Source organism: Novosphingobium sp. NPDC080210, assembly GCF_050281025.1.
Classification (GTDB): domain Bacteria; phylum Pseudomonadota; class Alphaproteobacteria; order Sphingomonadales; family Sphingomonadaceae; genus Novosphingobium.
The window spans coordinates 1006345-1033296 of sequence record NZ_JBNNWL010000001.1 but is presented as its reverse complement, the minus strand read 5'-3'; the positions used below and the strand labels follow the sequence as shown (position 1 = coordinate 1033296).

22 protein-coding genes are annotated in these 26952 nt (G+C 63.9%); 13 read left to right on the top strand and 9 right to left on the bottom strand.

The features are described 5' to 3' along the window. Window positions 1-187: 187 nt before the first annotated feature. Both ACQKOE_RS04965 and ACQKOE_RS04960 read right to left on the bottom strand, forming a co-directional pair. Window positions 188-1102 (bottom strand): SDR family oxidoreductase, encoded by a 915-nt coding sequence (locus tag ACQKOE_RS04965; protein ID WP_427511797.1) that lies wholly within the window; start codon window positions 1100-1102, stop codon window positions 188-190. A 164-nt stretch (window positions 1103-1266) separates the two neighbouring features. Then, entirely contained in the window at window positions 1267-1941 is a 675-nt protein-coding gene (locus ACQKOE_RS04960) for an HAD-IA family hydrolase (protein WP_427511796.1), read from the bottom strand. Between the two features lie 60 nt (window positions 1942-2001). Between ACQKOE_RS04960 and glmU the strand changes: the two genes are divergently transcribed. The 6 genes from glmU (at window position 2002) to ACQKOE_RS04930 (ending at window position 8661) form a co-directional block, all read left to right on the top strand. Beyond that, on the top strand, window positions 2002-3366 hold the full coding sequence (gene glmU / locus ACQKOE_RS04955) for a bifunctional UDP-N-acetylglucosamine diphosphorylase/glucosamine-1-phosphate N-acetyltransferase GlmU (RefSeq protein WP_427511795.1): 1365 nt from the start codon (window positions 2002-2004) through the stop codon (window positions 3364-3366). Window positions 3367-3397: 31 nt separating this feature from the next. Beyond that, window positions 3398-3652 carry a ribbon-helix-helix protein, CopG family gene (locus ACQKOE_RS04950; protein ID WP_427511794.1) on the top strand — a complete coding sequence of 85 codons (255 nt, stop codon included), beginning with the start codon at window positions 3398-3400 and terminating at the stop codon, window positions 3650-3652. Window positions 3653-3655: 3 nt separating this feature from the next. Next, window positions 3656-4021: a type II toxin-antitoxin system VapC family toxin gene (locus tag ACQKOE_RS04945; RefSeq protein WP_427511793.1), complete on the top strand. Its 366-nt coding sequence runs from the start codon at window positions 3656-3658 to the stop codon at window positions 4019-4021. Window positions 4022-4034: 13 nt separating this feature from the next. Then, window positions 4035-5858 carry a glutamine--fructose-6-phosphate transaminase (isomerizing) gene (glmS, locus tag ACQKOE_RS04940; RefSeq protein ID WP_427511792.1) on the top strand — a complete coding sequence of 608 codons (1824 nt, stop codon included), beginning with the start codon at window positions 4035-4037 and terminating at the stop codon, window positions 5856-5858. After that, window positions 5855-6223, top strand: a complete 369-nt coding sequence (locus tag ACQKOE_RS04935; RefSeq protein ID WP_427511791.1) for a GFA family protein — start codon at window positions 5855-5857, stop codon at window positions 6221-6223. Before glmS ends, ACQKOE_RS04935 begins: the two co-directional genes overlap by 4 nt. A 131-nt stretch (window positions 6224-6354) precedes the next feature. Next, window positions 6355-8661, top strand: coding sequence for a putative bifunctional diguanylate cyclase/phosphodiesterase (locus ACQKOE_RS04930; RefSeq protein WP_427511956.1), 2307 nt, complete (start codon window positions 6355-6357; stop codon window positions 8659-8661). Between the two features lie 6 nt (window positions 8662-8667). Here the strand turns inward: ACQKOE_RS04930 and purQ are convergent, their stop codons facing one another. The 3 genes from purQ to ACQKOE_RS04915 all read right to left on the bottom strand — a co-directional run bounded on the left by purQ (window position 8668) and on the right by ACQKOE_RS04915 (window position 10398). Then, window positions 8668-9345 carry a phosphoribosylformylglycinamidine synthase subunit PurQ gene (gene purQ / locus ACQKOE_RS04925; RefSeq protein WP_427511790.1) on the bottom strand — a complete coding sequence of 226 codons (678 nt, stop codon included), beginning with the start codon at window positions 9343-9345 and terminating at the stop codon, window positions 8668-8670. After that, window positions 9342-9578 carry a phosphoribosylformylglycinamidine synthase subunit PurS gene (gene purS, locus ACQKOE_RS04920; protein WP_374591170.1) on the bottom strand — a complete coding sequence of 79 codons (237 nt, stop codon included), beginning with the start codon at window positions 9576-9578 and terminating at the stop codon, window positions 9342-9344. The genes purQ and purS overlap by 4 nt, the downstream gene beginning before the upstream one ends. Before the next feature lie 118 nt (window positions 9579-9696). After that, a complete protein-coding gene (locus tag ACQKOE_RS04915; protein WP_427511789.1) occupies window positions 9697-10398 on the bottom strand; it encodes a response regulator transcription factor in 702 nt (233 codons plus the stop codon). 239 nt (window positions 10399-10637) lie between these two features. Here ACQKOE_RS04915 and ACQKOE_RS04910 point away from each other — a divergent pair, with 239 nt between their 5' ends. Then, a complete protein-coding gene (locus ACQKOE_RS04910; protein WP_427511788.1) occupies window positions 10638-13025 on the top strand; it encodes a TonB-dependent receptor in 2388 nt (795 codons plus the stop codon). Between the two features lie 69 nt (window positions 13026-13094). Here ACQKOE_RS04910 and ACQKOE_RS04905 read toward each other — a convergent pair whose 3' ends face one another. From ACQKOE_RS04905 to purC, 3 genes are read right to left on the bottom strand one after another with little or no spacing between them, the layout of a single operon-like run. Further along, window positions 13095-15968, bottom strand: a complete 2874-nt coding sequence (locus ACQKOE_RS04905; RefSeq protein ID WP_427511787.1) for a M16 family metallopeptidase — start codon at window positions 15966-15968, stop codon at window positions 13095-13097. Window positions 15969-16024: 56 nt separating this feature from the next. Continuing rightward, entirely contained in the window at window positions 16025-16579 is a 555-nt protein-coding gene (locus tag ACQKOE_RS04900; protein WP_427511786.1) for a DUF924 family protein, read from the bottom strand. Then, window positions 16579-17361 (bottom strand): phosphoribosylaminoimidazolesuccinocarboxamide synthase, encoded by a 783-nt coding sequence (purC, locus tag ACQKOE_RS04895; protein ID WP_427511785.1) that lies wholly within the window; start codon window positions 17359-17361, stop codon window positions 16579-16581. Before purC ends, ACQKOE_RS04900 begins: the two co-directional genes overlap by 1 nt. Window positions 17362-17640: 279 nt before the next feature. Between purC and wrbA the strand changes: the two genes are divergently transcribed. Continuing rightward, window positions 17641-18240 (top strand): NAD(P)H:quinone oxidoreductase, encoded by a 600-nt coding sequence (gene wrbA, locus ACQKOE_RS04890; protein WP_427511784.1) that lies wholly within the window; start codon window positions 17641-17643, stop codon window positions 18238-18240. Window positions 18241-18306: 66 nt separating this feature from the next. On the opposite strand, the gene ACQKOE_RS04885 is transcribed toward wrbA, so the two are convergent. Then, window positions 18307-20238, bottom strand: coding sequence for a S9 family peptidase (locus ACQKOE_RS04885; protein WP_427511783.1), 1932 nt, complete (start codon window positions 20236-20238; stop codon window positions 18307-18309). Window positions 20239-20614: 376 nt separating this feature from the next. Between ACQKOE_RS04885 and ACQKOE_RS04880 the strand changes: the two genes are divergently transcribed. The 5 genes from ACQKOE_RS04880 (at window position 20615) to dacB (ending at window position 26905) form a co-directional block, all read left to right on the top strand. Beyond that, window positions 20615-23413 (top strand): TonB-dependent receptor, encoded by a 2799-nt coding sequence (locus ACQKOE_RS04880; RefSeq protein ID WP_427511782.1) that lies wholly within the window; start codon window positions 20615-20617, stop codon window positions 23411-23413. A 118-nt stretch (window positions 23414-23531) separates the two neighbouring features. Then, complete coding sequence (locus ACQKOE_RS04875) at window positions 23532-23942, top strand: ketosteroid isomerase-related protein (protein WP_427511781.1); 411 nt, start codon at window positions 23532-23534, stop codon at window positions 23940-23942. Next, window positions 23939-24526: an N-acetyltransferase family protein gene (locus tag ACQKOE_RS04870; protein WP_427511780.1), complete on the top strand. Its 588-nt coding sequence runs from the start codon at window positions 23939-23941 to the stop codon at window positions 24524-24526. The genes ACQKOE_RS04875 and ACQKOE_RS04870 overlap by 4 nt, the downstream gene beginning before the upstream one ends. Then, a complete protein-coding gene (locus tag ACQKOE_RS04865) occupies window positions 24523-25419 on the top strand; it encodes a carbon-nitrogen hydrolase family protein (RefSeq protein ID WP_427511779.1) in 897 nt (298 codons plus the stop codon). Before ACQKOE_RS04870 ends, ACQKOE_RS04865 begins: the two co-directional genes overlap by 4 nt. Before the next feature lie 22 nt (window positions 25420-25441). Then, window positions 25442-26905: a D-alanyl-D-alanine carboxypeptidase/D-alanyl-D-alanine endopeptidase gene (gene dacB, locus ACQKOE_RS04860; RefSeq protein WP_427511778.1), complete on the top strand. Its 1464-nt coding sequence runs from the start codon at window positions 25442-25444 to the stop codon at window positions 26903-26905. The last annotated feature ends 47 nt before the right edge of the window (window positions 26906-26952 follow it).

Here is a 26952-nt window from a genome sequence, read left to right as displayed (position 1 = left end):
CTTTGCGTCGGGCACGGCTGCAACAAGGTGCAGGCGTGATTAGGGGAAGTTCCGGATGGCAGTGTAGAGAACCGCGACCAAGTGCGCGGAAACTAGACGCAAAAAGACCGCCGTGCGCGCTCGCCCGGCGGTCTTGTTTGATTGGCGGCTGCCCCCCCTCAGCCTTGGCGAGAGGGGGAGTGCCGGATCAGCCGGCGTTGCCCAGCTTGTTCAGCGCGGCCATCACCACCTGGCTCTGTTCGCCGCCCGACTGGGGGACGATTTCGCCGGTGCGGTCGATGATCTGTTCCCAGTGCGCCGCGATCCCTTCCGGGGTACGCTCGTTAGCGGGCAGGGCCACGCCGGGGGTCAGGGTGACATAGGCTGCGTGATAAGCGCCAGCGCCCGCACCGCAGATCATATTGGTCGGCGCGTCTTCGCTGACCAGATACAGCGCCATCGGTGCGACGTTTTCAGGAGCGAGCATCTGGAAGAAGGTTTCCGGCATGCCCAGGTCTTCGGTCATGCGGGTGCCAGCCACCGGAGCCAGGGTGTTGATGCGGACGTTGTACTTCGCGCCTTCCAGCGCCAGCGTCTTGGTGAAACCGGCCAGGCCCAGCTTGGCCGCGCCATAGTTGGCCTGGCCGAAATTGCCGTAAAGCCCGGTCGAGCTGGCGGTCATCAGGATGCGGCCATAGGCCTGTTCGCGCATCAGGTCCCACACCGCCTTGGTGCAGTTGGCGCTGCCGTTGAGGTGCACGTCGACGACCAGCTTCCAGTCGTCCATGGTCATCTTGGCAAAGCTCTTGTCGCGCAGGATGCCGGCGTTGTTGATCAGGATGTGCACGCCGCCCCAGGCTTCCTTTGCCTTGGCGACCATTTCCACCATCTGTTCGTATTCGGTGACCGAACCGCCGTTGGACATGGCTTCACCGCCAGCGGCCTTGATTTCCTCGACCACCTTCAGCGCGGCGTCGGAATGGCCGGTGCCGTCGCGGCTGCCGCCCAGGTCGTTCACGACAACCTTGGCCCCGCGCTTGGCGAGTTCGAGCGCATAGGCGCGGCCCAGGCCGCCACCGGCGCCAGTGACGATTGCAACGCGGTCCTTGTAAGAAATGGTCATGGGGTTCTCTCCACTTGAATTGGTTGATCCCGGGGGAAGCGCCGGGGGCATGGCATGGCGGGGGACGGCTTGCAATATGCCGCAGTGCAGCACTGGCGTTCCCTAGCGTCAAGCAGTGGCATTTTGCCCGCCGAATTGCGGATTTCAGCGCGAATCGGAAGCGATCAGAGGCGCGCGAGTGCGGGAATCAGCTCGTCAAAATGGTCGATCACCGCATCCGCTTCCAGGGCCTCGGGCGCTGCATCGCAAAAGCCGAAGCTGACCGCGACTGACGGCAGGCCCGCCGCACGCGCGGCGCGGGTGTCAAAGGTGGTGTCGCCCACGAAAGCCGCCGCGCCGCCGCCGCATTGTTCGACCATCGCATGAAGCGCATCGGGCGCGGGCTTGAGCGGATAGCGCCCGCCGCCGATCACGCTGGCAAAGCGGGGGGAAAGGCCCAGCGCGTCAAACAGCTTGACTGCCAGCGGTTCGGGCTTGTTCGTCACAACGGCGATCCGGGTGCCGCTTGCCGCTAGGTCGTCGAGCATTTCCGCCGCACCCGGGTAAAGCGCGGTGTGGTTGGCGATATTGTCCCCGTAGTGCGCGATCAGGACCTGGCGGAGCGCGTCAAAGTCCAGCCCTTCCTCGCCGCCGGTCAGGGCCAGGGCGCGGCGCAACATCAGGCCCGAGCCGCCGCCGACGAGGTTCTTGACCTCGGCCTGGGGAACCGGCTCACGGCCAATCGTGCCGAGCGCATGGTTGAGCGCGACAGCCAGGTCGCCCAGCGTATCGAGCAGGGTGCCGTCCAGGTCGAAGCCGACAATGTCAAAGCGGTGTGGGTCAAAGCGGTGTGCAGTCATTGCCGGGCCATTGGCTCACCCCGCTGGAATCCGCAATCATTTGGTGGCATGTCAGCCAGCATGAGCGTTAGCGAAAATCCACTGGCCGTCATCGTCCTTGCCGCGGGCAAGGGCACCCGCATGAAAAGCGACCTGCACAAGGTCCTCCATCCCATCGCGGGCCACCCGATGCTGCTGCACCTGCTGGGCAGCCTGGGGGAGGTCGGCCTTGACCGCCAGGTGATCGTCGCGGGTGACCGGCGCGAACAGATCGAAGCGGCGCTCAGCGGCAGCGGGGCCGAGGTCGTGGTGCAGGAACCGCAGCTCGGCACGGCCCATGCCGCGCTGATGGCCAAGGAGGCCCTGGCGGATTTCTCCGGCCTGGTGCTGGTCTGCTTTGGCGACGTGCCGTTCCTGTCCGCCGCGACCGTGCGGCGGCTGTGCGGCGCGCTGACCGGCGGAGCGAAAGTGGCTGTGCTCGGCTTCCGGCCCGCAGATACTGCGGCCTATGGCCGGATCATTGCTGATGGCGACGGCACGGTGCGCAAGATGGTCGAGCACAAGGATGCCTCTGCCGAGGAACGCGCGGTCAACCTGTGCAATTCCGGCGTGATCGTGGCCCACAGCGACGATATGTGGCGCCTGCTCGAAGCTGTTGGGAACGACAATGCCGCAGGTGAGTTCTACCTCCCCGACGTCGCAACCAATGCGATTGCGGAGGGTGCGCGGGTGGTCGTGGTCGAAACGGACGAAGCCGAGGTGATGGGGATCAATTCCCGCGCCGAACTGGCCGAAGCGGAAGCGCGCTGGCAGCAACGCCGCCGCCGCCTGGCAATGGACGAAGGCGCCAGCCTTATCGCCCCAGAAACGGTCTGGTTCGCCTGGGACACCCAGCTTGGCCGTGATGTGCTGATCGAGCCCAACGTGTTCTTCGGCCCCGGCGTCCGCGTTGCAGATGGCGCGAAGATCCGCGCCAATTGCCACATCGAAGGGGCCAGCCTGGCCGCAGGGGTCGAAGTCGGCCCCTTCGCGCGGCTCCGTCCCGGTACAGTGCTTGAGGAAAAGGCGAAGATCGGCAATTTCGTCGAGGTCAAGAAAGCGATAATGGGCAAGGGGGCCAAGGCCAACCACCTGTCCTACATCGGCGATGCGGAGGTGGGTGCTGGCGCGAATATCGGTGCGGGCACCATCACCTGCAATTACGACGGCTACTTCAAGTACAAGACCATCATCGGGGAACGTGCCTTCATCGGTTCCAACTCTTCGCTAGTCGCTCCGGTGAAGATCGGTGCCGACGCGATTGTCGGCGCTGGCAGCGCGGTCACCCGCGACGTCGCAGCGGGCGAATTGCGGATCGTCCGCGGGGAACAACTGGTGAAGCCAGGTTGGGCAGACCGCTTTCACGATGCGATGAAAAAGAAGAAAGCAGCGGATAAGAAAGATTGACACGATATCATGATATGATATCGATATATCAATGACCCGCATTCTCGCCGACTTACCCGACGATGACATAAAGTGGCTCGATGCCCGTGCGGTTGAGCAGGGCCAGTCGCGCGCGTCCGTTTTGCGCGAAGCGGTCCGAGCGTACAAAGCGCAGGCTTCCGCTTTGGGTAACAAGGACTGGATTTCGCGGGGGGCTGGACTTTGGAAGGGCCGGGGCGAAATACCGGACGGGGTCGAGTATCAGGTCGCCATGCGAGAGGATCGCACTTCCTATGAAGACCTTTAATCCGTGGCCGATCCGTTCTTCGACACCAATATTCTGATCGACTGGCTGAAGGGCTATCCCCAGGCAGCTGCCGAACTTGCCCGCTACAAACGACACCGGATCAGCCGGATCGTCTGGACGGAAATCCTTTCAGGCGAAGCGCTGGAACGCCGCGACGTGATCCAGCAGGCAATTGCTCCGTTTGAAGTCGTTGAGCTGGATGCCCGGATCGCCACTGCTGCCGCCGATATTCGTCATCGCAAGAAGATGAAACTGATGGATGCCTATATTCTGGCCACGGCGCAGGTGAATGGCGCAATCTTGATAACCCGAAACACCAAGGATTTGCCGGCAGAACTGCCGGGAATTCGCGTTCCTTACATCCTATAGAGAAGGCCAGAAAATGTGTGGAATCATCGGCATTGTCGGCAAGGATGCGGTCGCGGAGCGGCTGGTCGATGGGCTGCGGCGAATGGAGTATCGCGGCTATGACAGCGCCGGGGTCTGCACGGTCGATGGCGGGCAGCTGATCCGCCGTCGCGCTCCGGGCAAGCTGGTGAACCTGGTGCACGAACTGGCGCGCGATCCCGCGCCCGGCACCACCGGCATCGCCCACACCCGCTGGGCAACCCACGGCGCGCCCACTGCGGCCAATGCCCACCCCCATGCCACGGCGGAACTGGCGCTGGTCCACAACGGGATCATCGAGAATTTCAAGCAGCTGAAGGAGGCGCTGGCTTCGAGGGGCCGCGCCTTTGAAAGCGATACGGATACCGAGGTGGTTGCCCACCTCATCTCCGAACTGATTGAAGGCGGGGCCGAGCCGGTCGAGGCGGTGAAGCAGGTTCTGCCGCAACTGCGCGGGGCATTCGCGCTGGCGATCGCCTTTCGTAGCCACCCCGACATGCTGATCGGCGCGCGGCTGGGTTCGCCCCTGGTGGTCGGATATGGCGAGGGCGAGACCTATCTTGGTTCCGATGCCCTGGCCCTGGCTCCGCTGACGCAAAAGATTTCCTACCTGGACGAAGGCGACTGGGTGATTGTCACGCGCGACGGTGCCCAGGTGTTCGACAAGAACAATCAGCCTGTCACGCGCGAGATTACCACGTCCGGCGCGTCGGCGATGGAGATCGAGAAGGGCAATTACCGCCACTTCATGCAGAAGGAGATCTTCGAGCAGCCGACCGTCGTGGCGCAGACGCTGAACAGCTATGTCCGCCAGGTCGATCAGTCGGTGGCCCTGCCGCAGTTCGATTTCGACCTGTCGAGCATCAACCGCGTGACCATCGTCGCTTGCGGGACCAGCTTTTACGCCGGGATGGTGGCCAAGTACTGGTTCGAGCAGTTCGCCCGCTTGCCGGTCGACATCGATTTCGCCAGCGAGTTCCGCTACCGCGATCCGGTGCTGGAACCGGGTGGGCTGGCCCTGTTCATTTCGCAGAGCGGCGAAACCGCCGACACTCTGGCAGCGCTGCGCCACTGCAAGGAAAATGGCCAGACCATCGCGGTCGTAGTCAACGTGCCCACCAGTTCCATGGCGCGCGAGGCGGACCTGCTGCTGCCCACCCATGCCGGGCCGGAAATCGGCGTTGCCTCGACCAAGGCCTTCACGTGCCAGCTGGCCGTGCTGGCCGCCCTGGCCGCGCATCTGGCGGTCAAGCGCGGGCGGATGAGCCGCGCGGAAGAGACCGAACTGGTCAAGCACATGCTGGAAGTTCCGGCGCTGATGAATGCCGCGCTTTCGCATGACGACGAGATCGCGGCCATGGCGCACCTGATCGCCCCGGCGCGCGACGTGCTTTACCTGGGGCGCGGGCAGGATTACCCGCTGGCGCTGGAAGGCGCGCTCAAGCTGAAGGAAATCAGCTATATCCATGCCGAGGGCTATGCTTCGGGCGAAATGAAGCACGGCCCGATTGCGCTTATCGACGAGGCAGTGCCAGTCATCGTCCTCGCCCCAAGTGGACCGCTGTTCGAAAAGACCGTCAGCAACATGCAGGAAGTCCGCGCGCGCGGCGGCAAGATCGTGCTGGTCAGCGACCGCGAAGGGCTGGATGAAGCGGGCGAGGGCTGCATGGCCACGATCGAGATGCCCAAGGTCCACCCACTGATTGCGCCGCTGGTCTATGCCATTCCGGTGCAATTGCTCGCCTATCATGTCGCCTGCGTGAAGGGCACGGACGTCGATCAGCCGCGCAACCTGGCCAAGTCGGTTACCGTGGAATGAGGCTGGAAGGCGGCTGCCACTGCGGCGCGGTGCGCTTTGCCGTCTCGGTTTCGCCGCCGCTGGAAGTGCTGGACTGCAATTGTTCGATTTGCAGCAAGACCGGTTACTTGCACCTGATCGTGCCGCATTCGGACTTTGCGCTGCTCTTCGGATCGGACAGCCTGACGTGTTACCGCTTTGGCAACGGGGCGGCGGAACACCTCTTTTGCCGGACCTGCGGGATCAAGAGCTTCTACCAGCCGCGCTCTCACCCGGAAGCGTGGAGCGTGCATTTCCGTTGCCTCGATCCCGATCACGGACTGACACCGGCTGTGCGCCCCTTCGATGGACGCAATTGGGAAGCGGCGCGCGCCAACCTGGGCTAAAGCGCGCAAGTTCAGCTGTTTATACGGCGAATCGCGTACCCTTTACGCGGTGCTAACTATTGCTTTCCTATGCTGCGGCCGTGACCAAAGCAGAAACCACTCCGTCCGCCTTGCCCAAGAGCCTGCCGGTCATGGCAGTATTGGGACTGAAAGAACCCGCTGAAGGGGACTGGGCCCGCATGCGCGGGTTGCAGTATTCCAGCCTTGCCCGGGTATCCGTCGCCCGTGGGTTGGCCCATGGAATCGCCGCCCTGGCTGTGTTGCAGCTTTATTACCAGAGCATCCATCCGGCCGCATTGGTTGGCTGGGCGGTCATGCTGGCTGCCAGCCTGTTCTATGGCGCGCGGATCGACAAGACGCTGGGCGATACCGACCGCCGCCGCATCTCGCGCGACGAGGTCAAGCGCCAGACGCTCAGCGCAACGGCCAATGCCGTGGCCTGGGCCCTGCCTTTGGCCGCATTCGCGCCTTACGGTTCGCCGTCCGATCATCTGGAACTGTGGGCCATCTGCGCCATGCTGATGACGGCATCCGCAGTCCTGTTGCCCGCCGTTCCGCTAGGCAACCTGCTGTTTGCCGGTATCGTTGGCGGAGCCGCGGTCGTCAGCTTCCTGTTTTCGGCCAGCATGGAAATGGCGCTGCTTTCGCTGGCTTTCCTGATTGTCGTGGGGCTGGGCGCGGTCGAGAATGCGCGCTTCTTCCTGACGGCACGCATTGCCGAAGCGGCGATGGCAGAGAAGAGCGAAGTCGTCTCGATGCTGCTGCGCGAGTTCGAGGAGGGCGAGGCGGACTGGCTGTGGCAGATTGACCCGTCGCGCCGCGTACGTTCCGCCAGCCCGCGTTTCGCCTTTGCTCTGGGGCTTTCTCCCGATGAAATCGAAGGCAAGCCATTCATTCAGTTGATCGCAGGTGCAGCTTGGGAAACGGGCCAGTTCCCCTCCAGCCTGCATGACCTGGCCGAGCGTCTGAAGCGCCGGGAGAGCTTCTCGAACCTGCTGGTGCGCGTATCGATCAACGGACAGCAGCGCTGGTGGGAGCTTTCGGGTACCTCCAAGCTTGACGAAAACGGCAATTTCGATGGTTTCCGCGGGGTCGGTTCGGATGTGACCGAGCAGCGCGAATCCAGTGACAAGATCGCCCACATGGCGCGTTATGACACGCTGACCGGCCTGCCGAACCGCATGATGGTGACCGAGGCCCTGGGCGAGGCAATGCGCTACGCCGATCAGTGGCGCACCCGCTGCGCCTTCCTGATGATCGACCTCGACCGGTTCAAGGCGGTCAACGATACCCTGGGCCACCTCGTTGGCGACCAGCTGCTGGCGCGCGTGTCCGAACGGCTCAAGTCGATCATGACCGACAACGAACTGGTCGGGCGCCTGGGCGGTGACGAATTCGCCATCGTGATCCGCGATGCGACCGACCACAACCGCGTCAGCCGCGTCGCGGAAGCGGCCATCGAACTGCTGTCGCGGCCTTACGAAGTCGATCATCATACCCTGTACATTGGCGCATCGGTCGGCTCGGCCCTTGGCCCGCGTGACGGTTCGACGGTCGAAACGCTGATGCGCAATGCCGACCTGGCGCTCTATCGCTCCAAGGAAGAGGGCGGCGGGGTCCATCACGGCTATGAACCGTCGCTTCACCAGGAAGCGGAAGAGCGCCGCAAGCTGGAATTCTCGCTGCGCCGCGCGCTGGAGAAGGGCGAAATGATGCTCAACTTCCAGCCGGTGGTCGACGCCAAGGATGAAAGCATCGTCAGCTTCGAAGCCCTGCTGCGCTGGAACAGCGAAGAACACGGCATGGTCAGCCCGGCCAAGTTCATCCCGCTCGCGGAAGATACCCGCCTGATCGTGCCGATTGGCGAATGGGTCCTGCGCGAAGCCTGCCGTGAAGCGGTCAACTGGCCGAACGGAGTGAAGGTTGCCGTCAACGTGTCGGGCGAACAGCTGCTGGACCGAGGTTTCATTGCCAGCGTCGTCGGGGCGCTCAGCTCAAGCGGACTGCCGCCGCAGCGGCTGGAAATCGAAGTGACCGAATCGATCTTCGTGCGCGACGCATCCACCGCCAGGGCCGCGCTGGAACAGATCATGGCGCTGGGCTGCGGCATTGCGCTGGATGATTTCGGAACCGGCTATTCCTCGCTCGCCTATATCCGCAACCTGCGCTTCTCGACGATCAAGGTCGACCGCTCGTTCGTGCAGGGCGCGGCCATGGGCAATGCCGAAAGCCTGGCGATCATCCGCGCCGTGGTGGCCATGGCCGAAAGCCTGGAAATGTCGACGACGGCGGAAGGCGTGGAAACCGAACACCAGCTGGACGTTATCCGCCAGCTCGGTTGCCGCAAGATCCAGGGTTATTACTACGGACGACCGATGCCCGCGCTGGAAGCCAGCAACCTGTTCGGCGGGCGTCTGCGCCGCGCCAATGCGGGCTGAGGCTGCTTAGGCCGAAGCCAGTGCCTCGATCGCGTTTTCGAACAGGGCGCGCCCGTCGGTGCCGCCCTGTTCCGCTTCGATCATCCGTTCCGGGTGCGGCATCATGCCCAGCACGTTGCCGGCCGCGTTCAGCACGCCGGCGATCTGCCGGGCCGAACCGTTCACTTCCTCGGCATAGCGGAACGCCACGCGGCCTTCGCCTTCCAGCCGGTCCAGCGTTTCGGCATCGGCGAAGTAGTTGCCATCGTGATGGGCCACCGGAATAGTGATCGTCTGTCCCGCGTCATAGCCGCCGGTGAACAGGCTTTGCGTGTTCTCAACCGTCAGGGCGACGTCGCGGCAGACGAAATTCATCCCGGCATTGCGCAGCAGCGCACCGGGGAGCAGGCCAGCCTCGGTCAGGACCTGAAAGCCGTTGCACACGCCCAGGACGGGAACACCGCGACCAGCGGCAGCGATTACCGCCTGCATGATCGGGCTGCGCGCGGCCATCGCGCCAGAGCGCAGGTAGTCGCCATAGGAAAAGCCGCCCGGCAGGGCGATGAAATCCAGGTTCTGCGGCAGGTCGGCATCGCCGTGCCACACGCGGTGCGGCGCAGTGCCAGACACCTTTTCCAGCGCGTCGGCCATGTCCCGGTCGCAGTTCGATCCGGGGAAGGTGATGACGGCGCTGCGGAAGGTCATGCCGCAAGCCTTTCGATCCGGTAGTTCTCGATCACCATGTTGGCCAGGAGCTGGCGGCACATCGTTTCAAGCTGTTCGTCGGTCACGCTGTCGTCGACGTCGAGTTCGATCATCTTGCCCGCGCGGACATCGTTGACGCCATGGATGCCCAGGCCTTCGATAGCGTGGTGGATCGCACGGCCCTGTGGGTCGAGCACGCCGTTCTTGAGAGAGACGAATACACGGACCTTCATTGCCGGGCCTTTCGCTGGGGATTCGGAATAGGCGGCCTATGCCGCCGCTTCGTCGCTGGGGCAAGCACGCATCCCTGCTGGATCAACAATCCCGCGCGCTTTTCGCGCCTCTGGCAGGTCAGTTGCCGACGAAGCTGTCCATGACATAGCCCATCGCCCGCACCGTGCGGAGCGGATCGGGCGCGCCATGTGCGGCAAGCGAGCGGCGCAGGCGTCCGACCCAGACGTCAACCGTGCGCTCATCAATGGCTTCATCGTCTTTGCCGAGCCGTTCGATCAGGGCGCTGCGGCTGAACACCTGGTCCGGATGCTCCATGAAATGGGCAAGCAGCCGGAATTCGTTGGGCCGCAAGGTCACTGCCGTCCCTTGCCAGCGCGCCTGATGGGCCGCGAGGTCGACCACCAGGTCGCCATTCGCCAGGCGCGAGCGCGCCGGGGCGGGGCTGGCTTCGCCCGCTTCATAGAAGGCCAGGCGGTCGAGCAGCGATGCGGCATCCAGCGGGCCGACCATATAGTCATCGGCCCCGGCCTTGAGCGCGCGGCGGCGTTCATCGCTGTCATCGCCGTCCAGCACCATGGTGATATGGGCGCTGCGGGTGGGGCGGGCCTCGCGCAGCCGCCGGACCAGTTCCAGCCCCGAAGTTTCCGGCAGGAGCCAGTCCACGAAGCACAGCGGCGTGCCTTCGATCTTCAGGTCGCTGCTGATCTTCGGGCCGAGCGGCATCATCCGCAGGTCGGGCCGGGCCGCACTTACGCTGTGCAGCAGGGCCGGGTCTGGCGAGGTGACGAGCAGGGTTGTGGTCGCGTTGGTCTGTAACATGGCAGAGTTTCCCCGCGCCCTTCTGCCCGGGCGACATGACCGTTTTGTGACGCTCTTCGGTCATTCGGGCGGTGTCATGCTGCTGTCGCAAATGAGTCACCAAACTGTCCGCAAATCGTCGCCTTGCTGCAATGCGGAGGGCCTAGCGGGTCGCTCGGCAACGGGGCCGGAGCGAACCATCGTCACAGCGATTCGCCTGGAACCGAAGCCTGACAACAACCCAGTGAGGGACTTTTAAAATGAACCGCCTTGCCACCAGGCTTTCCGTTTCCGCCGCTGCGCTGGCCGCAGTGCTTGTTGCCTCGCCCGCGTTGGCCGCAGTCGAACCGGCTGCCGATGCCCCGGCCGATGCCGCTGCCGAATCGCAGGACAATTCCGGTCTTGTCGACATCGTCGTGACCGCCACCAAGCGTGAAACGAACCTGCAGCAGACCCCGATCGCCATTGCCGTGATGGGCGACGAAGATATCAAGAAGCGCCACGTGCAGAGCCTGCTCGACCTGGGCGACGGCTCGATCCCGTCGCTGCGCGTTGCCACCTATGAATCGCGCCAGACCGCACTGACCGTCGGCATCCGTGGCATCGTCCCGGGCGACGCCAACCAGCCGGCACGCGAACCCGGCGTCGGCGTCTACATCGACGGCATCTACCTCGCCCGCCAGCACGGCCTGAACGCCGGTCTGTTCGAAGTCGAGCGGATCGAAGTCCTCAAGGGGCCCCAGGGCACCCTGTTCGGCCGCAACACCGAAGGCGGCGCAGTCAACCTGGTCAGCAAGGCGCCGACCGGCGAATTCGGCGGCAAGGTGATTGCCGGCCTGGGCAATTTCGGCAGCTACAATGCCGGTCTGCACCTCAACCTGCCGGAAGTGGCCGGTTTCTCGGTCAAGGTCGATGGCGTGATCAGCCACCAGGATCCGACCGTGAAGAACCCGCTGGAAGGCCAGACCGGCTGGAACCAGTATCACCGCTATGGCGGCCGTATCGCCACGCGCTGGAAGCCGACGGACAATTTCACCGCCGACTTCGCGTTTGACACCAGCCGCGACGAGAACACGCCGTTCTACAGCCAACTGATCAACTACAACCCGGAAAACTATCCGGTTGCGTCGCTGGCCGAAATCGCTGCGAACAACAACAAGCTGCCCGCAGGCAAGATCGCGCCGCTGCCTTCGGTGGTCGTGGTCACTGGCGAGCGCATGGACGTGGCCGACATCGGCGTGCCGCAGCAGGTGAGCATCGGCGAAACCCAGGGCTTCTCGGGCAACCTGCGCTGGAAGGTGGCGGATGAAGTCGAACTTCGCTCGCTGACCGCATGGCGCACCGTGGATTCGGAACAGTGGGACAATTCGGGCGGCGCGCACCGCACCCCGTCGTTCCTGCCCAACACCTCGTTCAGCCGCTACTCGCTGTCGTTCCTGAACGCCCGCCAGTTCAGCCAGGAACTGCAGGCAGTCGGTACGGTTTCGGCCATCGATTACGTTGCCGGCCTCTACTACTTCAACGAACGCGCTGAAGAAGTTGCGGGTACGCCGAACACCAACAAGTGGAACGCCACCGGCACCGGCTATACCATCAACGACGCCATGACCTGGCAGCGCAACGCGATCTCGATCTCGCGCGCCAGCTATGCCGAATCCAAGAGCTATGCCGCATTCGGCCAGGTCACCTGGAACGCCTCTGACGCGCTCAAGCTGACCGTTGGCGGTCGATACACCCACGACCAGAAGGAAGGCGACCTGTACAAGGTCAAGAACGTCGCCTCCAGCTTCCCGTTCAAGTTCAACTATGACCGCTTCGATCCGCTCGCGATCCTGGCCTGGCAGGCGTCTGATGGCATCAACCTCTATGCCAAGTATTCGACCGGCTATCGCGCTGGCGGCGCCAGCTCGCGCTCGGTCAACTTCGCGACCTTCGGTCCGGAACACGTGAAGTCCTACGAAATCGGTGCCAAGACCGAATTCTTGGATCGCCGCGTGCGCTTCAACCTGGTCGGTTACATGATGGACCGTGAAAACAGCCAGTTCGACTTTGACTTCTACATCCCGCAGTCGAACGGCACCGTGCTTCACACCCTGGAAACGGTCAACGCCGCTGGCACGACCAAGATCCGCGGGATCGAAGCCGACCTGACCGTCCGTCCGACCGACAACCTGACGATCGGCGCTTCCTACGCCTACACCTACTGGAAGGTGCCGCCGACCCCGAACCCGCTGGTCGCTGGCAACCCGCTGCAGCCGCTGTTCCTGGTCTATACCCCGCCGCACGCCTTCTCGGCCAATGCGGACTGGACCCTGCCGCTCAGCAGCAGCAGCGACATGGCGCTGAAGTTCCACGTCGATGCGAACTACTCCGACCCGCACTACAGCTTCGACAACGAGCCGGTGCTGGTTGACAGCAGCTTCCTGGTCAACGCGCGTCTCTCGGTTGCCGACATTCCGATGACCGACAACGGCCAGACGCTGACCGTGGCTCTGTGGGCACGCAACGTGTTTAACGAAAGCCACATCTATCGCCGCTCGAACGCGAACCGCAACCCGATCGACGGTGCCTACAACACCGTGGTTGGCGACTATGCCAACTTCAACGCTCCGCGCACGTTCGGGGTTGAAGCCACGGTTTCGTTCTAAGCCGGTTTAACAGTTCCTCCCTGACTTGGGGCGGGGCGCATCCAGCGCCTCGCCCCTTTTTTCGTCAGGTCAGGGCTTGGCGGGGGGAGTAACGGGATCGTCCACGCCTTCGGGAAGGACGTTGAATTCCACCGCGCCGTCGGCGGTCAGGTACGTGCGGGCGAGGGCCTGGATCTGGGCCGGCGTGATGGCTTTCAGCAGTTCCCTGGACCGCAGATAGCGGTCGATCCGGTCCGGCTCGGTCTGGGCGCGATCCACGAAGGTCATCCAGCCCGAATTGGCCTTCAGCGCGTTTTCCAGGCTTTCCAGCACCGGCTCGCGGGCGCGCAGCAGTTCGTCCTCGCTGACCGGCGCATCGCGCATGGCAGCGACCGTTTCCAGGATCGCGGCGCGGGTTGCGGGCAGTTCCTTCACGTCGACCGAGGCCGAGATGGAAAAGGTGCCAAAGCCCCGCCAGGTCCGCGACGTGCTGCTGCTTGCGCCGGGGGAATAGGCCTTGCCCAGCTTTTCGCGCAGCGTATCGGTAATCTCGATCCGCATCACCCGTTCCAGCATTTGCAGTTGCAGCGCCGCGTCTAGGTCTTCGCCGTCGCGGGTCAGCCAGACAAAGCTGGCCAGCGCCTGGTCCTTGGTGCCGGTATGGCGCAGCACATGGCGCTTGCGCTCGGCCGTGAAGGGCCGGTCGCGGCGGTCCGCATAGGAGCGGAAGTCCGGTTCGCGCGGGGGCAGGGCGCCAAAGGTGCGGGCCACCATGGCGACGGTCGCCGCTTCGTCGATATCGCCGACCACGCCGATTTCGATCGCTCCATTGCGCAGCCGGTCGGTGATCGCGCCGCGCAGCTTTTCGAAGTTGAGCTGGCGGTAATCCTCCACCTTCCCCAGGCTGAAACGCGGGTCCCTATCGGACAGGATCGCGCCCATGTCGGCCGACAGGGCAGAGCCGGGCGTAGCGCGCAGGCTAGCGAACAGGTTGTTGATCGACTGCAGGAACAGGACTTCGCCTTCCTTGCGATAGCCGGGATCGACCACTTGCGCGGCGGCCAGCTGCAATTGCAGTTCCAGGTCGCGCGGAGTGGTTCCGGTCAGCAGGACGAAGGTTTCGTCGGTTGAACTGTAATTGGCTGCAACCGTCCGGCCCGCCAGCATCGTGTCCAGTTCGTCCTTCGAATGCTTGCCCAGCCCGCCCAGCGCGAGGACGGACATCATGCGCGTGGCCAGCGGCTGGTCGCGGGTGGCCAGCATGTCGCCGCCGTCGACCGAAACCTGGACCAGGACCTGATCCTGCTTGAGGTCGGTCCGTTTCAGGTTCAGCCGCACGCCATTGGCAAAACGGATCGTGCGGATGCCCAGCCTGGGTTCCACCGCGTCGCTGACGACCTGGCCCGCCACTCCGAAATCGGTGTAGCCAAAGCTGCCCGCCGCCTTGCGCTCCAGCGGCCGGACCTGCGCGGCCATGGCTTCGGACCAGGCGGACTTAAGCCCCTTTTCCCCGTCGGCGGGCGGAGTGCGGCCCTGAAAGCGCAGCAGCGGCGATTCCAGGGGAACCACTTCGCGCGCCAAGGCGGCCTGAACCGCTTCGGGCGTGATCTTGGGCACGAAAGCCTCAAGCCGGTTGAGCGAATTGGTGGGCGTATCTGGCACCTTCTCGTCCACTACCAGCGCCTGTGCCGCGCCGAGCAATTGTGCATGGCTGCGCGTCGCCTCGCCCTTGGCGGCATTGGCATTGGCGGTGCGGATGATCGCGACCTGTTCCGCCACTTCGTCCGCAGTAAAGCCAAAGGCCATGGCGCGGCGATACTCGACCACCGCCTCGATCATCCCGCGCCTCCATTTGCCGTCGACAGTGTCGATCCCCAGTTCGGTGCTGCGCGCTTCCTTGAACACGTCGCTGGTGCCAAAGCTGGCATTGCGGAACGGCGCATTGGCTTCGCGCGTGCGGCTGAGCAGGCGGCGGTTGATGATGGCATAGCCGATCTGGCGCAGCAGGTTCTCTTCGCGCTGGGCCAGGGTGTCCGGCTCGTCCAGCCACGGACCCTTGCGGCTGATCGACACGCGTTCTGACAGGGCGGGGTCGATGTAGATGTCGGCCTTGTCCTTGTCGTCAATCGCGATGGGGCCGGCCAGCGGCCTGGGCTCAGCCGGTGCCTTTTGCCAGGAGCCGAACCGGTCCTTGATCTTCTGCTCGACCAAGGCCGCATCGAAATCACCGATCACGTAAAGCGTGGTGTGGTCCGGCACATATTCGCGCCGCCAGAACGCCTTCAGCCCTTCCGCAGTCGCGCCTGCCAGCGATTCCGGCGTGCCGATGGGCAGGCGCTGGGCCACTTTCGAACCGGGCAGGGCAAAGTTCAGCTGATCCTCGACATTGCGCAGGGCATAGGTGTTGCGGTCGCGCATTTCCGCCTGGACCACCCCGCGTTCCCGGTCCACGGCCGAGGGGCTGAAAGTCAGTTCGCTTGCCGTTTCGCGCATCAGCATCAGCGCGATGTCGAGCAGTTCGGTATCGTTGCGCGGCAGGTCGAGCATATAGGTCGTCCGCTCAAACCCGGTCGAGGCATTGGTATCCGCGCCGAAGGCGAGGCCGTGCCGCTCCAGCAGCTTGACCATCTCGCCTTCCGGCACGTTGGTCGATCCGTTGAAGGCCATATGCTCGACATAGTGGGCATAACCGCGCTCGGCATCGCTTTCGTCCAGCGATCCGGCATCGACCTGCATCCGCACCAGCGCCGTACCCTTGGGCGTGGCATTCTGCCGGATCACATAGCTCATGCCATTGGCGAGACGGCCAAAGCGATAGCCCGGATCGACCGGCACATCGCTTTTCTCAAACGCCCAGTCGGGAGCAGGAGCAGCCGCACTGGCAACCCGCTCTTTCTGCGGCGCGCAGGCGGCCAGGGCGAAGGTGGAAATCGAAAGGGTGAACAGCAGCTTGCGGGATGTCATGGCCGCAGTGGTGCAGGATTGCGCCGCACTGGGCAAGGGGGCTGCGATGGATGAGGCTACCCGCTGAACCCGCCCTGTTCCAGGAAGGCCAGTTCCTCCGCCGTGCTTTGCCGGCCGAGGCACGCGTTGCGGTGAGGGAAGCGGGTGAAGCGGACGATGATGTCGCGGTGAAGGCGGGCCCACTGGCTCCAGTCGCTGCCGCTTTCCGCGTCGAGGGCTTCGCATTTTGCGAGGCAGAGGTCCTGGTCGGCCAGTTCCTCGGAATGTTCGAACGGCAAGTAGAAAAAGGCGCGCAAGGCAGGATCGGTCGCCATGTCGTGGCCGGCGTCGAGGGCGGCGCGGGCGATCGAGAGGGCGAGCGGATCGGTGGCGAAAGCGTGGGCCGAACCGCGCCAGATGTTGCGCGGGAATTGATCGAGCAGCAGCAGCAGGGCCAGCGCGCCTTCGGCTGTTGCTGCCCAATCGCTGAGTTCGCCGCGTGCGGCGGCGTGGTGCGCGGGTTCAAAGCGACGGACGATTTCGGCGTCGAAGGCCTCGTCCTTGGCAAACCACTTGGCCGCCCCGGCATCGCGCCAGAAGGCGACGATGCTGGCCGGGGCGGGCAGGGGCATTACTTGCCGCGCAGCTTGCGGTGGGCCGACAGGTCAAACACTTCGCTGGGGCCATTGTCGGTATCGAGCAGGCCCAGGCGGCGCGCGACTTCCTGGTAGGCTTCTTCCTCACCGCCCAGATCGCGGCGGAAGCGGTCCTTGTCGAGCTTTTCGCCGGTGATCATGTCCCACAGGCGGCAGCCATCGGGGCTGATCTCGTCGGCCAGGATGATGCGGCTGTAATCGCCATCCCACAGGCGCCCGAATTCCAGCTTGAAATCGACCAGGCGGATGTTGATCGCCGCGAACATGCCGCACATGAAATCGTTGACGCGGATGGCCATGGCCGAGATGTCCTGCATCTCTTCGTTGGAGGCCCAGCCGAAGCAGGCGATATGCTCTTCCGCGATCATCGGATCGCCCAGCGCATCGTCCTTGTAATAGTATTCGATCAGCGTGTGGGGCAGCGGTTCCCCTTCCGGAATGCCCAGGCGCTTGGAGATCGAACCGGCCGCGACATTGCGCACGACCACTTCGATCGGCACGATTTCCACCTGGCGCACAAGCTGTTCGCGCATGTTCAGGCGCTTGATGAAGTGGGTCGGAATGCCGATGTGGTTCAGGCGGGTGTAGACATATTCGCTGATGCGATTGTTGATCACGCCCTTGCCGTTGATCGTGCCCTTTTTCTGGGCATTGAAAGCGGTCGCGTCATCCTTGAAATACTGGATGATGGTGCCGGGTTCAGGGCCTTCGTAAAGGATCTTGGCCTTGCCTTCATAGATTTGGCGGCGACGGGACATGGGCAGTTTTCCTTATGTCGCAAAATGACATGCGCGAAACGGCAAGCCCCGGCCGATGCAATTCGTGAGGAATCGCGCGGGCCGGGGCACTCGAGCGCGCCTTACGCCAAATTGACGCGCGGTGCAATCAAGCCCTTCGCGGCTGCGGCATTCGCCCACACTTGTTTGGATGATCCGAACAAGTTGATGTGATTTATCGGACTGAACAGAATGGCTGGGAACGGCCATATGGGTTCCATCGTTGCTGCGCCGAATGCTGCGTCTGATGGAGAATTGAACATGAGCAAGGTCCTGGTCCTTTACTATTCCAGCTATGGTCATCTCGAAACCATGGCCAATGCGATTGCCGAAGGCGCGCGTGCAGCCGGGGCCGAAGTGGACGTCAAGCGCGTCCCTGAAACGGTGCCGGAAGACGTGGCCAAGGGCGCGCACTTCAAGCTGGACCAGGCCGCTCCGGTTGCCACCGTGGCCGAACTGGAAAACTATGACGCGATCATCGTCGGCACCGGCACGCGCTTTGGCCGGATCAGCTCGCAGATGGCGGCGTTCCTGGACCAGGCTGGCGGCCTGTGGGCGCGCGGCGCGCTGAACGGCAAGGTCGGCGCGGCCTTCACTTCGACTGCGACCCAGCACGGCGGGCAGGAAACGACCCTGTTCTCGATCATCACCAACCTGCTGCACTTCGGCATGACGATTGTCGGCCTGGACTATGGTTTCCAGGGCCAGATGCGCAATGACGAGGTGGTCGGTGGCGCACCCTATGGCGCGACCACGATCGCGAACGGCGATGGCAGCCGCCAGCCGAGCGAGACCGAACTGGAAAGCGCCCGCTATCTGGGCAAGCGGGTGGCCGACACGGCGACCAAGCTGTTCGGCTGATCCAAACGGAAAGGGCGGGAAGAGATCCCCGCCCTTTTGTTTCTACGCGGCCAGACCGCTACGACGTTACTTTTCGCCGAGCAGGTTCGCCTTCCAGAACATCAGTTCGGTCCAGAACTGATAGTCTGCGTTTTCCTTCTTCGCGAAGCCATGGCCCTCGTTCATGCCGACCAGGTGCCAGGCGGTGCGCCCCTTGGCGCGGACGGCGGCGACGGCTTGGTCAGCCTCGCTTTTCGGCACGCGCGGGTCGTTCGCGCCGGTGACCACCAGCAGCGGGATCGACAGCTTGTCGATCTGGGTCAGCGGCGAGATTTCCATCAGCTTGGCACGCTGCTTCGGATCGCGCTCGTCCCCATATTCCACGCGGCGCAGGTCGCGGCGATAGGACTGGGTGTTTTCCAGGAAAGTGACGAAGTTGCTGATCGCGACGATGCAGTCCGCCGCCTTGAAGCGCCCGCCATACCGGATCGCCGTGGCGTAGCACATATAGCCGCCGTAAGAGCCGCCCTGGACGGCGATGCGGTCCTTGTCGATGGCAGGATCGGCTTCCAGCCGGTCAAGGAACGCGCCGATGTCCTTGACGGAATTTTCGCGCAGGAACGGACCATTGTCCAGGCTGACGAAGCGCTTGCCGAACCCGGTCGAGCCACGCACGTTGGGGTAGAACACGGCCACGCCCAGCTCGTTCAGCAGGTAATTGGTGCGGCCACGGAAGCCAGGCGTGGATTGTCCTTCCGGTCCGCCGTGGATGTTGACGATCAACGGGCGCTTGCCGGGAAACTTCGCCGGATCGGGGCGGTAGAGGAAGCCGCTGACCGGCTCGCCATCGAAGCTTTTCACTTCGACGAATTCCGGCTCGACATTGACTGCCGGGTCCAGCCCGCCGGTTTCGCTTTCGGTCCAGCGCGTGACGGCCAGGCTTTGCGGATCGACCGAGAAAGCATCGGCAGGCACCTTGGCCGAGGATACGGTCAGGCCAACCGCGCCCCAGGGGGCGATTTCCACGCCGCCGATGGTGCCCTGGGGAAGGCCGGTCACATCGCGCACTGCGCCGGTCCGGGGATCAAGCAGCCTGAGCTTGCTCACACCGGCTTCGTTGACGGTATAGGCGATGAAGCTGCCATCGTCGGCAATGTCGAAGCTTTCGACGTCCCACTTCTTTTCCGGGCTGCGGGGGGTGAACTTGCCGGTCTTGGGGTCGAGCGTGCCGAGCCGCTGGAAATCGCTGCCTTCGTCGCTGGTCACCCACAGCGCGCCGTCGGGCGCGAACTGGGCGCCACCATAGGCGATGCTCTTCTTGTGATTGCCGATGGCGGTCATCGCGCCGCTCGCCAGGTCCAGCCAGTAGAGGTCGGTCTTGGTAACGGAGACGTAGTTGGCCACCACGACCGCGCCGTTGCCGGGGGCGAAGCTGGCGATGGCCCAGCCGCCGCCCTTGGCTTCCTTGACCATGCGGTTGGTCGAAGGGTCGCGCGGGTCCATGACGTAGAGGTCCGAATCCGCACCATTGCGGCGGGTCGAGCTATAGCCGATCCACTTTCCGTCCTTGCTGACGGCAGAGAGTGAATTGCGGCTCTTGCCGTCGGTCAGCAGGTTCAGCTTGCCGTTCTTCAGAGTGTAGAGCTGAAAGAATTCGTTGCCGCCGATGTCCTTGGTCACGACCAGCGTGCCGTCTCCCGGCAGATAGGTGCCGCGCAGCGGTTCGGGTTCAAAGCTGATCTGGCGGCGTGCCATGCCCGGCCCCTTGACCGTGTGCAGCTGCGAGACATTGCCGAACCGCGTTGCGACCAGCATCGCACGGGTCACCGGATCCCAGTCGACGAATCCGGCGGTGCGAAATTCCATGTACGGACGCGTTGCTTCGACCAGGTCCATCGGGACGGGCGGAATGCCGTCTGCCTCCAGCGCGGCAGGCTTGGGCGCGGCAGGGCGGGCCTCTTGCGCCTGGGCAAGGGCGGGCAGGGTCAAGGCAGTGAGGGCAAGCAGCAGATGGCGCATGTTCAGACAGTCCCCGAATTTCAATGCAGTTATGGAATGAAGTGATTCTGCCGCCGACCCGCCCTGCAAGCAACGCTGGATTCGACGAAGTGCGGTTTCCAGCCTGACCACGGTTAAGTTGGTCGGATGGCTATGCTGCAAAGTAGTCCGGTTGATGTGTCTTTTATGCATCAATATTGCCAGATTCGGGCCGTTTTTACGGCTGTCAGTTGTAGTTTGTCCCGGCAGGACAGTCCTTTAGTCGAATGCTGACGTTGATCGCGTTGACAGCCGAATCTGTGGCGCTATTGCCCCATGTCAAAGACAGACCTCCGCTGCTGCATTCGAATGCCAGCCTCGAAAGGTTTGTGTGAAGTTTTGGACAGGGAGTGATGTAATGAAAATGAGTTCCACACTGGGTCTCGGCGTTTCCGTCGTTGCGCTTTCGCTGGTTTCGATCACGCCTGCGATGGCGCAGTCGACCGATCCGGCTGACACCACTGCCGAAGAGCAGGTTCAGGATCCCGGTGAAATCGTCGTCATGGCCCAGGGCCGCGCCCAGGCGCTGGCTGACGTTCCGGTCGCTATCTCGGCCGTCAACGCCGAAGCGCTGTCGAACAGCGGCGCGAACGACATCCGCCAGCTCAACCAGCTTGCCCCGTCGCTGATCGTTTCGTCGAGCGGTTCGGAAGCCAACGGCTCCGCTCGTATCCGCGGCATCGGCACCGTGGGTGACAACCCTGGCCTGGAAAGCTCGGTTCCGGTCTTCATCGACGGCGTCTATCGCTCGCGTTCGGGCATCGGCCTGAGCGAACTGGGTGAAATCGACCGCGTCGAAGTGCAGCGCGGCCCGCAGGGCACTCTGGGCGGCCGTAACTCATCGGCCGGCCTGATCTCGATCTATTCGAAGAAGCCGCAGTTCCAGTTCGGCGCCAATGGCGAAGCGACCTATGGCAACTACGATTTCGTTCGCGTCGGCGGTTCGATCACCGGCCCGCTCAGCGAAACGCTGGCTGCCCGTGTCGACGGTGTCTACGTGCGCCGCGACGGCTTCCTGACGGACACCCGCAACAATGTCGACGTCAACAACCGCAACCGTTTCTTCGTGCGCGGCCAGCTGCTGTGGGAACCCAACAGCGATATCTCGGTCCGCCTGATCGGCGACTATACCTGGCGTGACGAGCGTTGCTGCGGCGCGATCTATGTCGACAAGAGCGTCAATCCCTACATCGGCAACCTGAACGACCCCGCCAACCCGCTCCTGCAGGCAGGCGCATCGCCGGCACGGGTGAACGACAGCGGCAACAACATCATCAACGTGCTGCGTGACCTGGGTCAGCCGATGGCCGGATTCAACCCCGGTTACGATCGCACGATCTACGTCTCTCCGGGCCGCACCTTTGACGGCAAGACCAAGGACTACGGCTTCTCGGGTGAAGTGAAGTGGGATCTGGGCGGCGCGACGCTGACCTCGATCACTGCCTATCGCGAATACCGTTCGGGCCAGGCTGGCGACGTCGATTACAGCGCGGTGGACATCCTCTATCGCGCCGATGAACCCGAAAAGCTCTATCGTCAGTTCCACACCTTCACCCAGGAACTGCGCCTTCAGGGTGAAGCCTTCGAGGGCAAGCTGGACTGGCTCGTCGGTGGCTTCTACTCGGACGAAAAGCTGACCGTCCGTGACAATCTCAAGTTCGGTACGGAATATGGCCGCTTCGCCACTTGCCGCCTGTTCTCGGGCACTGGCCTGGCTGCACTTTATTCGCCGACCAGCCCGCTGTGCCTGGCACCGACCGTCGGTCCGGCTACGCTGGCTGGCGCGGTGGGCGCTTCGGGTACGGACATCGTGGCCGCAGCCACCGCGCTTGATAGCCTGAACAACCTCGGCTCGACCGGTGACGAATACCGTCAGCACGGGAAGAACTGGGCGCTGTTCACGCACAACATCTTCCACATCACGGACAAGCTCGATCTGACGCTGGGTGTTCGTTACACCAACGACAAGAAGGACCTGGGTGCGAACTTCGGCAACAACAACGCAGTCTGCACCACTGTCCAGGGACTGGTCAGCGATGATATGACCACGACGACCGCTGGCACTACAACGCAAAGCGCCACGGCACGTGCACTGGCTGGTGGCCTGATCGGCCTCGCCTGTCAGGGCAACTCGACCGCAGAACTGAACGGCGTTGCCATCAAGTCGAGCCGCAGCGAAGACGAATGGACCGGCACTGCCGTTCTGTCCTATCGTCCGACCGACGATCTGATGACCTATGCCAGCTACTCGCGCGGCTACAAGGCGGGCGGTTTCAACCTTGACCGTTCGGCGCTGAAGTCTCCGCTCCGTACTTTCGCCAGCTTTGGTGGTGCGCAGAACCTGGTTGCCAACCTGGCGTTCGAGCCGGAACTGGTGAACAGCTATGAACTGGGTGCGAAGTACTCGACCGGTCCGTTCAGCTTGAGCGCAACGCTGTTCCGTTCGGACTTCAGCAGCTTCCAGTTGAACACCTTCAATGGTTCGGTCTTCCTGGTGCAGAACATCAACGGCTGCGCAACCGGCCTGAATGGCGGCGATCGTGATACGAGCGCGACTACGGGTGCCTGCGCTCCTGCCGATGTCAGCTGGGGTGTGCGTTCGGAAGGCGTCGAGCTGGAAACCTCGATTGTCCCGGCCCGCAACTTCCGCGTTGCCGCTGGCCTGACCTATGCGAAGACCAAGTACCGCAGCGATCTGGTCGGCACCAATGCTGGCGCTCCGCTGGATCCGGCCCTGCGCCTGCTGCCGGGCAACACCATGTCGAACGCTCCGGAACTGGTCATCACGTCCAGCTTCTCGTGGACGCCGGACCTGGGCAGCAATGGCCATACCGGTCTGATCTACGTCGATAGCCGCACCAGCAGCGATTACAACACCGGTTCGGACCTGTTCCCGCAGAAGGAACAGGACGCGTTCTCCGTGGTCAATGCGCGCGTCGGCGTTCGCGGTCCGGACCAGAAGTGGGCGCTGGAATTCTGGGTGCAGAACCTGTTCGACAAGGACTATGCGCAGGTTGCGTTCAACACGCCGTTCCAGGCTGGTGCTTCGACTCCTGCGTTCAGCGACGCCACCCACTATCCGGGCGGCCGCCAGCTGTTCTCCCAGTTCCTGGGCGAACCGCGCACCTACGGCGTCACCCTGCGCGGCAAGTTCTAAGAACTTTCCAAGCGGACAAGGAAACGGGGGCGGTGCCAATGGCGCCGCCCCTTTTTCTTTGGGGAATTGAGGGGCGCCGCGCTTGGCGCTAGGGCTGTGGCAAAGGGAGTTGAACCAGATGGACCGTATCGAAGCCCTGTCGCTGCTGACCCGTTACTACGCCGCGTTCAACGCCGGCGATTGGCAAGGCATGCTCGACTGTCTGGACGATCAGGTGATCCATGACATCAACCAGGGCGGGCGGCAGGTCGGCAAGGCCGCCTTTGCCCAGTTCCTGACGCATATGGAGCGCTGCTATCGCGAACGGCTGGACGGCATCGTCCTGATGGCGAGCGAGGATGGCACCAGCGGCGCGGCGGAATTTACCGTCCATGGCGAATACCTGGCCACGGACGAGGGGCTTCCGGAAGCCAATGGGCAGACCTATGTCCTTCCCGCCGGAGCCTTCTTCACCATGGCCGGGGGCAAGATCACCCGCGTCACGGTTTACTACAACCTGGCTGACTGGACTGCACAGGTGGTCGGTTGACGGTTCAGGTTGCACCGCTGACGGGCGATGCTCTGCACGCCGCGCTGGACGACCTTGCCGCGCTGCGGATCGCGGTCTTCGCGGCCTATCCCTACCTCTATGCCGGTTCGGAAGATTACGAACGCAAGTACCTGGCCGAATTCACTGCCAGCCCTGACGCGGTTCTGGTTGCGGCCCGGGATGGGGAGCGGATCGTCGGGGCCGCCACGGCCAGCCCGCTTGCAGCGCAGGACGACTATATCCGCGAACCGTTCGAACGATGCGGCATCGATCAGGCCCACCTGTTCTATTTCGGCGAAAGCGTGCTTCTGCCCGAATATCGCGGGCAGGGCATCGGCCATGCCTTTTTTGACCAGCGCGAGGCGGCAGGGCGGTCGTGGGGCGCCAGCCACACCGCCTTCTGCGCCGTGGTCCGGCCCCAGGATCACCCCGCGCGGCCTGCTGACTATCTCCCGCTCGACGCATTCTGGACCCGGCGCGGCTATGCCCCGGTGCCGGGGCTGACCGGCACGTTCCAATGGCAAGAGCATGGCGAGAGCGAAGAAAGCGGCAAGCCGATGCAATACTGGATGCGCGCACTGTGAAGCGCTTTACCGTCGCCGCCGCGCAATATCCGATCGAGCAGCTGTCCAGCTGGCAGGACTATGCCGACAAGCTGACGCGCTGGGTGGAGCAGGCCGCTGCTGGTGGAGCCGCCCTGGCGGTCTTTCCCGAATATGGCGCGATGGAACTGGCCTCGCTTGATCCGGCCACGATGGGCGACCTGGCCGGTTCGCTGGCCAGCGTGTCCGCGCTCCTGCCGCAGGTGGACGCGCTCCACAGCGTACTGGCGGCGCGCTTTGGCCTGCATATCCTTGCCGCCAGCGCTCCTGCCGCGCTGGAAAGCGGGGCTTATGTCAACCGCGCGCGGCTGTTTGCTCCGAGCGGCACGGTCGGGGTGCAGGACAAGCTGGTCATGACCCGGTTCGAGCGGGAGGAGTGGGGTGTGGCCGCGTCGCCCACCCTGCGCCTGTTCGATACGGCGCTGGGCCGGATCGGGGTGAACATCTGCTATGACAGCGAATTCCCGCTGCTCGCCCGGGCGCAGGTGGAAGCGGGAATGGACCTGCTGCTCGTCCCCTCCTGCACCGATAGCGAGCATGGGTACTGGCGCGTCCGCCTGGGCTCACAGGCCCGTGCGCTGGAAGGGCAGTGCTATGCGGTTCATTCGCCCACCGTGGGCGAAGCGCCCTGGTCTCCGGCAGTCGACGTCAACCGCGGCGCGGCGGCGATCTATGGCCCGCCGGATCGGGGAATGCCCGCCAGCGGCGTGGTGGCAATTGGCGCAATGGACGCGCCGCAATGGGTCTTTGCCGAGGTGGACCTGGACCTGGTCGCACAGCTGCGCGCCGATGGCGGCGTGCTGAATTCGCGGCACTGGAGCGAGCAACCGGGGGCGGTGACGCTTCCCGCCGTTGAAGTGGTGGACTTGTCGTGACGCACCGGGCATTTTTGCCCGCATGATCCGCTGCTTCCTGCTTCCGCTGGCCCTGATTGGCCTCTCGGCTCCCGCCCTTGCTGCCCCGCCATCGCCGCCAACGCCGCAGCAAGAGGTGGAGGCGATCCTGGCAGCAGCGCCGCAGGGGACACGGTTCGGCCTGCTGGTGGTTGACGAGACTGGGCGCGAGGTTGTTGCGGTCAATCCGGACCAGCGGTTCATTCCAGCCTCGGTCACCAAGCTGTTCACGACCGCCGCAGCCTATGCCTTGCTGCCGGGCATGGATCAGCCCGATGCGGCAGGCGGTACGCTGGTCTGGTTGGAGCCGGGTGCGGGCAAGGTTGCGCGAGACGCAATCCTCTACGGGCGGGGGGATGCCCGGATGTCGAGCGCGGCGGATTGCCAGGTCAATTGCCTCGCGCAGCTCGCTGATGCCGTGGCGGCCAGGACGCGGCGGGTACATGACGTGATTGGCGATGCGACGCTCTGGCCGGATCAGCGCTGGGTGCCGGGGATGAGCTGGAACAACATCGGCACCGATTCCGGCACGGCGGTGGCAGCGCTCAACCTGGACGACAACGAGATGCTCGTCACCGTGCAGCCCACCACGCCGGGGGCGGCTCCTGCGGTTCAGCTTCCGGGCTATTTCACCCTGCGCAACGAAGCGGTCACCGTGACAGCCGGTGGCAAGACCCAGTTGTTCGTTGAGCGCGCCGTCAACGGAAACGAACTGCGCCTCTATGGCACCGTGCCCGCCGATGCCAAGCCATGGTCGGACCGGATCGGGATCGACGACCCGGCCCACTATGCGGCCTGGGTGCTGAAAGGGATGCTGGAAGCGCGCGGGGTGAAGGTGACTGGGCAGGTCAGGGCGCGCTATCGCCCGCAGGCTGTGGCTGACCTGGCCGTGCCCGGATCGGAGCCTGCCGCTGCACCCGTACCAACCGGGAAAGCTCTGGCGAGCCTGGTGCCGCCGCCGCTCGCCGAGGACGTGGTGAAGATCAACAAGGACAGCCAGAACCTGCACGCCCAGGCTCTGTTTCGGCGGCTGGGCGCTCCGGCTGCATCGGAGCAGTGGGCAAGCGCCATGCAGCGCAAGCTGTTCGAGGCAGCCGGGATCGCTCCGCGCGGGTTTGAGTTCTGGGACGGGTCGGGCATGTCGACCTACAACCGGGTCAGCCCCCGCGCCGGGATAGCGCTGCTGCGCTGGGCAGCCAGCCAGCCCTGGGGCGCGGCCTGGCTGGCATCCATGCCGGTGGCCGGGCGCGACGGTACCTTGAAGCGCCGCTTCCTGAGCACTCCGCTGGAAGGGGTGCTGACGGCCAAGACCGGCACGCTCAACGCGACAAACGCACTGCTGGGCACATTCGTCACGGCAAAGGGGCGGCGGTTCGCCTTTGCTCTGTTCGCCAATGACGTGCCCACCGGAAGCTCGGCCTTGCCCACGATGGAAGCCGTGCTGCTGAAGGTTGCAGCCGCGAATTGAACATTTCAGACATGATATTGTTGCGGCTGTGCAACAATCCTATCGTA